Raw genomic sequence first — 7061 nt, 5'->3', positions numbered from 1 at the left:
CGGCCGCTTGCTGCGGAGAATGGCCCAACCCGACCAGGGCCGCCATCACGTCGAGCTCCCGGATGGCCGCATCGTCGTAGAGGCGATAGCCGCCGGCCGACCGCGGGGGGCGGAGCACGGCATACCGGCGTTCCCAGGCGCGCAAGGTTGCCGGCGGAATACCGGTCAGTTGGGCGGCCTGCTTGATGGTGTACACGGTGGCCGCAGACTACGACGTCCGACGGACAAGGCGCAGTTGACGCACGTCGAGGTGACCGGAGCGGAAGCCGGCTTCGGAGTAGGCGAGGTAGAACTCCCAGACGCGCAGGAAGTCGAGGTCGAAGCCGAGATCGAGGACGTGCTCGCGCTCGGCGACGAAGCGCTCCCGCCACAGGCGCAGGGTGCGAGCATAGTCCGCGCGCAGCGACCTCGAGGAGGTGACCTGCAGGCCGGCCGCGGCAGCGTTTTGCTCGATCGCTTCGACCGAGGGGATCAGCCCGCCGGGGAAGATGTACTTCTGGATCCAGCCGAACGCGTGCCTGGACGCCAGCATCCGTCCGTGCGGCATGGTGATCGCCTGCAGCGCAATGGCACCGCCGGGGGCAACCGCCCGCGCCAATGTGGCGAAGTAGTCAGGCCAATAGTCGTAGCCGACGGCTTCGATCATCTCGACGCTGACGACGGCGTCATAGGTCTCCTCGATATCGCGGTAGTCGAGCAGTTCGACCCGGACCTGGTCGGTCAGGCCGGCGGCGGCGATCCGCTCGGTTGCCAGTTCGCGCTGTTGCTCCGAGAGCGTGATCGTATGGACGTGCGCGCCTCGCTGCGCTGCCTGGATCGCGAGTTGCCCCCAGCCCGAGCCGATCTCGAGCAGGCGGGTGCCGGGGCCGACACCGGCATCATCGAGGACCGAGTCGATCTTGCGCCGCTGTGCTGGCTCCAATCCTGCGAACCCCGGCGGGTCCTCTTGCGCGAATCGGGCCGCCGAATAGCTCATCGTCGGGTCGAGGAAGGTGGCGAAGACGGCATTGGAAAGGTCGTAGTGGTGGGCGATATTCGTTGCGGCTCCGTCCCGGTCGCCCCGGTGATGGCGTGGGTGGCGCGGCTCGGCCAGGCGGCGGAAGCGGGCCAAGGCCGGGGGGACGAGCTCCCCGAGCCGGGCGGCGAAGGGGGTGAGCAGGTCGGCGAGATCGGTGCCCGGCGCCGGGCTCCACTCCCTCGCCATGAAGCCCTCCCCGATGCCGATCTTGGCGTCGAGGCCGACGCGATCGAAGAACGCCCAGGAGTAGATGCCCATGGTGGGCAGGTCGTCCGGCGCTTCTGCCTGACGTTCCGGGGCGTGGCGGTCAGGGGCTTGGACGAGACCCGGGAGGGGTGGGGTGATGGAGGTGCCGTCGGGCAGGACGATGCGCACGTCGACGAGACGGGCCATGCGGCGCGCGAGGGCCCGCGCCACGGCGCCGCGCAGGGGGGCGTGGACGGGATCGGCATACGAGCGCGACGCGGCAGGCGGTGTCTCGACGCGGAGCCGGCGGGTATCGGTGGTCATCGCAGGCCTTCCGGAGGCTGATGGAGCGGACGGGGGACGACGGGCAAGGCGGTCCACAGGCGGATGCCGTGGGCGCGGATGCGGGCGCTGACCTGGTGGGTGACGAAGGGCGTGACGACGGCCGCCCGGAGCGCGGCCCGGCGGGTCAATGGTGTGGTCGTCCCGCTGAAGCTCGTCCCGATGATGCGGATGCCGTTCTGCCGCAAGGTGATCGCCACACTCACCCGTTCCTGCGTCAGGGTGACGGCAACGTCATACATCCCATCGACAGAGATGAAGGGCGAGACGTAGAACTCCTTGGCGACCTGGCTGCGGCCGCGAGCGTCGAGATGGAGAAGATGCGCGTGCCGCTCTCCGTAGGTGTTGTGGATCTCGAGGATGAGCCACCTCAATCGCTCGTCCGGGCCGAGGCAGTAGTAGGTCGTCAGCGGGTTGAAGACGTGTCCGAATGCGCGCGGGTTGGTCAAGGTGAGGACGCGATCCTCGGGCCGGATCGATTCGCCCTGAGCGGTCACAAAGCGCTCGACGCCGTCGCGCAGCGAGGTGCAGTCCGCCCCGAAGTGGTCGCGCGGCCGGATGCGGCCGAGCACACCATGATCCGGCGGGTCGTCGATGTCGACGAGCCACATATAGGTGCGGGCCCGTATCCGGTGGGTGTGCGGCGTCCGTCGGTCGTGCCGAACCCGTCCGTGCACGATCGCGGGGACCTCGGGACGTCCCGGCTCGACACCGCCGCCGGAGCTGGTCACCACCGGCCGCCGAGGCGTTCGGCCGCGACGCGGCCCGAGCGGGCACCATCCTCGTGGAAGCCCCAGCCCAGGTGCGCGCCGGCGAACGCGAGGCGCGGACCGCCGGCCGTGCTCAAGGTCGCGGCCGCGGCAACCGACTCCCGGGTGAAAACGGGGTGGCGATAGCTCGCGCGAGCCAGGACCGATGCCGGGTCGATATCGCCGCCGCCGTTGAGGCTGACGACATAGTCCCGGTCGGCGTCGAGCCGGTGCAGGCGATTCATCCAGTAGTCGACGCGCACGGCCGGCTCGCTGCCGGTGCACGCCGACCGAGAGTAGTTCCAACTCGCCCGCGCCCGCGCCACGGTGGGAAGCAGGCGAGCATCGTGATGGAGGACGATCTCGTTGCGCGAGTAGGGAATTGCGGTGAGTGCAGCCTTCTCGGCGGTGGTGGCGTCGGCCAGCAGCGCCGCCGCGTCGTCGGCGTGGGTGGCCAGGACGACCCGGTCGGCGCGCAGCACCTCGCCACGTGCCAGCCGGACCTCTACGGCATCGTCGTGGCGCTCGATGGCGACGACCGGCGCGCCGGTGCGCACATCGGGCAGCCGCTGCGCGAGCGCCTCGACATACCGCGCGGACCCTCCGGCGATGGTGTGCCAGCGCGGCGATCCGGTGACCGAGAGCATCCCGTGGTTGTCGAGGAAGCGGAACAGGTGGCGGGCGGGATAGTTGGCCGCATCCGCCCCGTCGGCGCTCCAGACGCACGCCACCAGTGGGATCGCGAAGTGATCGGCGAAATAGGGCGTGAACCCGCCCGTGGCCAGGACCTCGCCCCACGTCGGGTCGCCGGCCTCACCGCGCAGGATGCGACGGGCCAGACGATGAAAGCGCGGCACCTCCGCCAGCAGGCGGACGAAGCGCGGATCGGCGAGTCGGCGAGGGGCGGCGAGGATGCCGCCGGGGCCGCGGCCGCCGGCATACGTCAGGCCGCACTCGCGGCAGGTGACCGACATGCTCATCTCGGTCGCGATGGTCGCGACCCCGAGCTCACGCAGCAGACGCACGAAGGTGGGGTAGGTGCGCTGGTTGTGCACGATGAAGCCACTGTCGATCGCGAGTTCGCCTGCGGCCGTGGCGATCCGGTGCGTATGGGCGTGGCCGCCGAGCCGCGTGTCCGCTTCGAGCAGGACCACATGGTGGGTCTGCGAGAGCGCATAGGCGGCGGTCAAACCGGCGACTCCGGCACCGACGACGACCGCGGTGGGTCGAGAAGAAGGCGGCATGTGAACTCCTTTCCCTCCCCATCCTGACACATCATTGTCCAATGTTTGCGTAAGGTTAGCCACGCCCGACGAGCGGCGCGACGAGAGGCAAGGAGGGGCGATGACAGCGGTCATGTGGTTCAGGCGCGATCTGCGCATCGAGGACAACCCCGCCCTCCTCACGGCGAGCCAGACGGGTCCAGTGGTGCCATTGGTGGTCCTTGACCCGGGCCTGCTCGGCGCCCGCGCGCGGCCGCGTGACGCGGCCTTCCTCACTGCCGTCGCCGCCCTGGACGCCGCCCTCGGCGGGCGGTTGGTCGTGCGCTCCGGCGACCCCGCCGTCGTCGTGCCCGAAATCTGCGCCGAGGTGCGTGCCGCGGCCGTGCATGTCTCGGTCGAGACAACGCCCTACGGCGCGCGTCGCGATCGCCGCGTGGCATCGCTGCTGTCGGATCGCGGAATCTCCTGGCGGGCAACGGGATCGCCGTATGCCGTTGGCCCCGGGCTCGTGCGCACGCGCGGTGGGACACCGTTCGCGGTGTTCACACCATTCGCCAGAGCCTGGCGCGAGCATGGGGCGCCCGGTCCGGCGCCGGCGCCCGCCCGCTTGGATATCGTCGACGGCCTCGGCAACGATCCCCTGCCCGCGCCAGGCCCACTGCCGGGCAGCACGCCGGTGACCGAGGACGCGGCGCGGCAGGCGTGGGCGCGCTTCCTAGGCGACGACTTGGCGTCTTATGCCCGGCTGCGCGACCGGCCCGATCAGGCCGGCACGTCACACCTGTCGACGGCGCTGAAGCTGGGCACGATCCACCCGCGCACCCTGTTGCACGAGCTCGCGGTGAACGGACTGACCGGATCCCCGGGCGGCGAGCGCTTCATCACCGAGCTGGCCTGGCGCGAGTTCTATGCCGACGTGCTGTGGCACAACCCGCGATCGGCGTGGCACGACCTCCGCCCGACTCTCGCCGCCATGCCATATGCCGATCCGACGAACGATTCCCTTGCCGCCGAGCGCTTCTCAGCCTGGCAGCAAGGACGCACCGGCTTTCCGTACGTCGACGCAGGGATGCGTCAGTTGCTCACCGAGGGGTGGATGCACAATCGCGTCCGCATGGTGGCGGCGAGTTTCCTGGTCAAGGATCTGCATATCTGGTGGCCGCACGGGGCGCGCCATTTCCTGGATCATCTGACCGACGGTGATGTCGCGTCCAACTCTCACGGTTGGCAGTGGGTTGCTGGGACGGGCACCGACGCCGCCCCCTATTTCCGCATCTTCAACCCGGTCGCCCAGGGCCTGAAATTCGACCCCGAGGGCGCGTATGTGCGTCGCTATGTCCCGGAGCTGGCGCATCTCCCGGGGGCCAGCGCGCACGAGCCGGGCACAGCGGCCAATGGCTATGCCGGGGGCTATCCGCCGCCGATCGTCGACCACGCCGCAGAGCGGGCGGACGCGTTGGCGCGGTATGCGGCCGCACGGCGTCCGGCCGGGGAGGCGGCATCGTGACCCCGGGCCTTGGCATCGCGTCCGAGCTGCGGGCCTTTCTGACGGCCGCGCTGGTGGCACCGGTGCCGCGCGACCACGGTCAAAGTGACGCGGCGTTCCGGCGGCGTCGGGTCGTCGCGCTGGTGACCCTGGTGCTCGGCGCCGTCATCCTCGCGCTCGCCCTGCGCATCCCGCCGGGCGACTCAGCGTTCTATCCGGCGACCTTCGCGCTCGCGGCCGTCTGGAGCATCGGCGCGTTGCTGTCCGGCCCCCTTCATGTGGGGCGGGCGCACACGCGCTCCGGACGAAGCGATGCCCGGCCGTGGGTGCAGTCGCTGGCCCTCGGCGGCCTGCTCGTGGGTGTCTTCCTCGCCGGAGCCGTCATCGTCGCGCGCATCCCGCCGCTGCTCGCAGCAGTGGACGCCGTCCTGGATCACGCGCGCTATGCCTCGCTCCCCGTCATCCTGGCCGTCGTCGTCCTCAATGGCGTCGCCGAGGAGCTCTACTTCCGGGGCGCGCTCTTCGCGGCCGTGGGGCGGCGGCACGCCGTCGCCGTGACGACGCTGGTGTATGCGGCAACGACCGCGGGCACCGGCAATCCCATGCTCGTCCTTGCCGCAGCCCTTCTCGGCCTGCTCACCGGCCTGCAACGCCGCGTCACCGGCGGGGTCCTGGGCCCGATTCTCACCCATGTCCTGTGGTCGAGCTCGATGCTCGTCCTGTTACCCGCAGTCCTGGAGGTCTTGCGATGAACACACCGCTGCCGCAATCCGATCCGGACGGCCTTGCCCTCGTAACCGGCGCATCGGGCTATATCGGCGGCGCCCTCGTGCCCGTCCTGCTCGAGCGTCGACCGGTCCGCGTGCTCACCCGCTCCCCCGACGGCATCGCCGACCGGGATTGGGCGCAGCGGGTCGACGTCGTCGTCGGTGACGCCTCGGACGACGACGCTCTCCGGCGCGCCCTCCATGGGGTGCAGGTCGCCTACTACCTCATCCATTCGATGGACGGCGGTGATTTCGTGGCCCGCGACCGCGAGCTGGCTCGCTCGTTCGCCCGGCTGGCCGGTGAGGCGGGGGTGCGCCGAATCGTCTATCTGGGTGGCATCCATCCCGAGGACGGCGAACTCTCGCCGCATCTCGCCTCTCGCGCCGAGACCGGCCAGATCCTGCTCGACGGGCCGGTGCCCGCCGCGTGTCTGCAGGCCGCCGTGGTCCTGGGGGCCGGCTCGGCCTCCTTTGCGATGCTGCGCCACCTGACCGAGCGACTGCCGGTGATGGTGACACCCTCGTGGATCGACACCCCCGTGCAGCCGATCGCCGTCGATGACGCCGTCGCGTGCCTGGTCGCCGCTGCCGAGCTACCGTCCGATGTCAACCGAGCCTTCGACATCGGCGGCCCGGACGTGCTCAGCTATCGCGACCTCATCGAGACGTATGCCGCCGTGGCCGGCTTGCGCCCGCGCCGCATCGTCAGCGTCCCGGTCTTGACGCCCTGGCTGGCCAGTCACTGGGTCGGCGCGGTCACCCCGGTGCCAGCGGGTCTGGCGAAGCCGCTCGTGGGCAGCCTGGTGCATCCTGTCGTGCGGCGCGAGGAGGACTTCGACGCCCACCTCGACGCGCCCGCGCGAATCGGGGTGCGCGAGGCGATCCGCAGCGCTCTGGGAGCGACACGGCCCGACACCGGGCGGCGCCGGCTCGCCATGAGTGCGGGCGCAGTCGCCGCGTGTTTGGTGGTGGGTTCGCTTGCGACGCAACCAAACTCGCGGTGGTATCGCGCTTTGGACAAGCCGCCGTGGCAGCCGCCACCCCAGACCTTCGGGCTCGTCTGGACCCCGCTCTACGCGACCATCGCAGCGGTCTCCGCGCAGCATCTGACCCAGCTGGACCGGGAGGGACGCGCGGTGGAGGCCACGGCATACGGGCGGGCGCTGGGGGTCAATCTGACGCTCAACGCGCTGTGGAGCGTGCTCTTCTTCCGGGTGCGCAATCTGCCGGTCGCGACAGCCGGCGCCGCCGCACTCGCGGCCTCCAGCGCCGACCTGGCGCGGCGCGCGT

At 70.6% G+C, this 7061-nt stretch carries 7 protein-coding genes; 3 read left to right on the top strand and 4 right to left on the bottom strand.

What is annotated here, in order from left to right:
- The 4 genes from PKH97_RS11780 to PKH97_RS11765 form a co-directional block, all read right to left on the bottom strand.
- On the bottom strand, positions 1-196 hold a 196-nt coding region (locus tag PKH97_RS11780; protein ID WP_324387649.1), incomplete at its 3' end, for a MerR family transcriptional regulator.
- Between the two features lie 12 nt (positions 197-208).
- Entirely contained in the window at positions 209-1528 is a 1320-nt protein-coding gene (locus PKH97_RS11775) for a class I SAM-dependent methyltransferase (RefSeq protein WP_324387648.1), read from the bottom strand.
- Positions 1525-2277: a DUF1365 domain-containing protein gene (locus tag PKH97_RS11770; RefSeq protein ID WP_324387646.1), complete on the bottom strand. Its 753-nt coding sequence runs from the start codon at positions 2275-2277 to the stop codon at positions 1525-1527. Before PKH97_RS11770 ends, PKH97_RS11775 begins: the two co-directional genes overlap by 4 nt.
- Complete coding sequence (locus PKH97_RS11765) at positions 2274-3539, bottom strand: FAD-dependent oxidoreductase (RefSeq protein ID WP_324387645.1); 1266 nt, start codon at positions 3537-3539, stop codon at positions 2274-2276. Before PKH97_RS11765 ends, PKH97_RS11770 begins: the two co-directional genes overlap by 4 nt.
- A gap of 100 nt (positions 3540-3639) precedes the next feature.
- Between PKH97_RS11765 and PKH97_RS11760 the strand changes: the two genes are divergently transcribed.
- The 3 genes from PKH97_RS11760 to PKH97_RS11750 all read left to right on the top strand — a co-directional run.
- The gene (locus PKH97_RS11760; protein ID WP_324387644.1) at positions 3640-5025 is read left to right on the top strand and encodes a deoxyribodipyrimidine photo-lyase; all 1386 of its coding nucleotides are present in this window, start codon (positions 3640-3642) and stop codon (positions 5023-5025) included.
- Positions 5022-5756, top strand: coding sequence for a lysostaphin resistance A-like protein (locus PKH97_RS11755; protein WP_324387643.1), 735 nt, complete (start codon positions 5022-5024; stop codon positions 5754-5756). The genes PKH97_RS11760 and PKH97_RS11755 overlap by 4 nt, the downstream gene beginning before the upstream one ends.
- A partial coding sequence (locus PKH97_RS11750) for a tryptophan-rich sensory protein (RefSeq protein WP_324387642.1) occupies positions 5753-7061 on the top strand: 1309 nt, incomplete at its 3' end. The genes PKH97_RS11755 and PKH97_RS11750, both read left to right, overlap by 4 nt.

Source organism: Nostocoides sp. (assembly GCF_035343835.1).
Lineage (GTDB): Bacteria > Actinomycetota > Actinomycetes > Actinomycetales > Dermatophilaceae > Nostocoides_A > Nostocoides_A vanveenii.
This window is presented reverse-complemented; position numbering and strand designations above follow the sequence as displayed.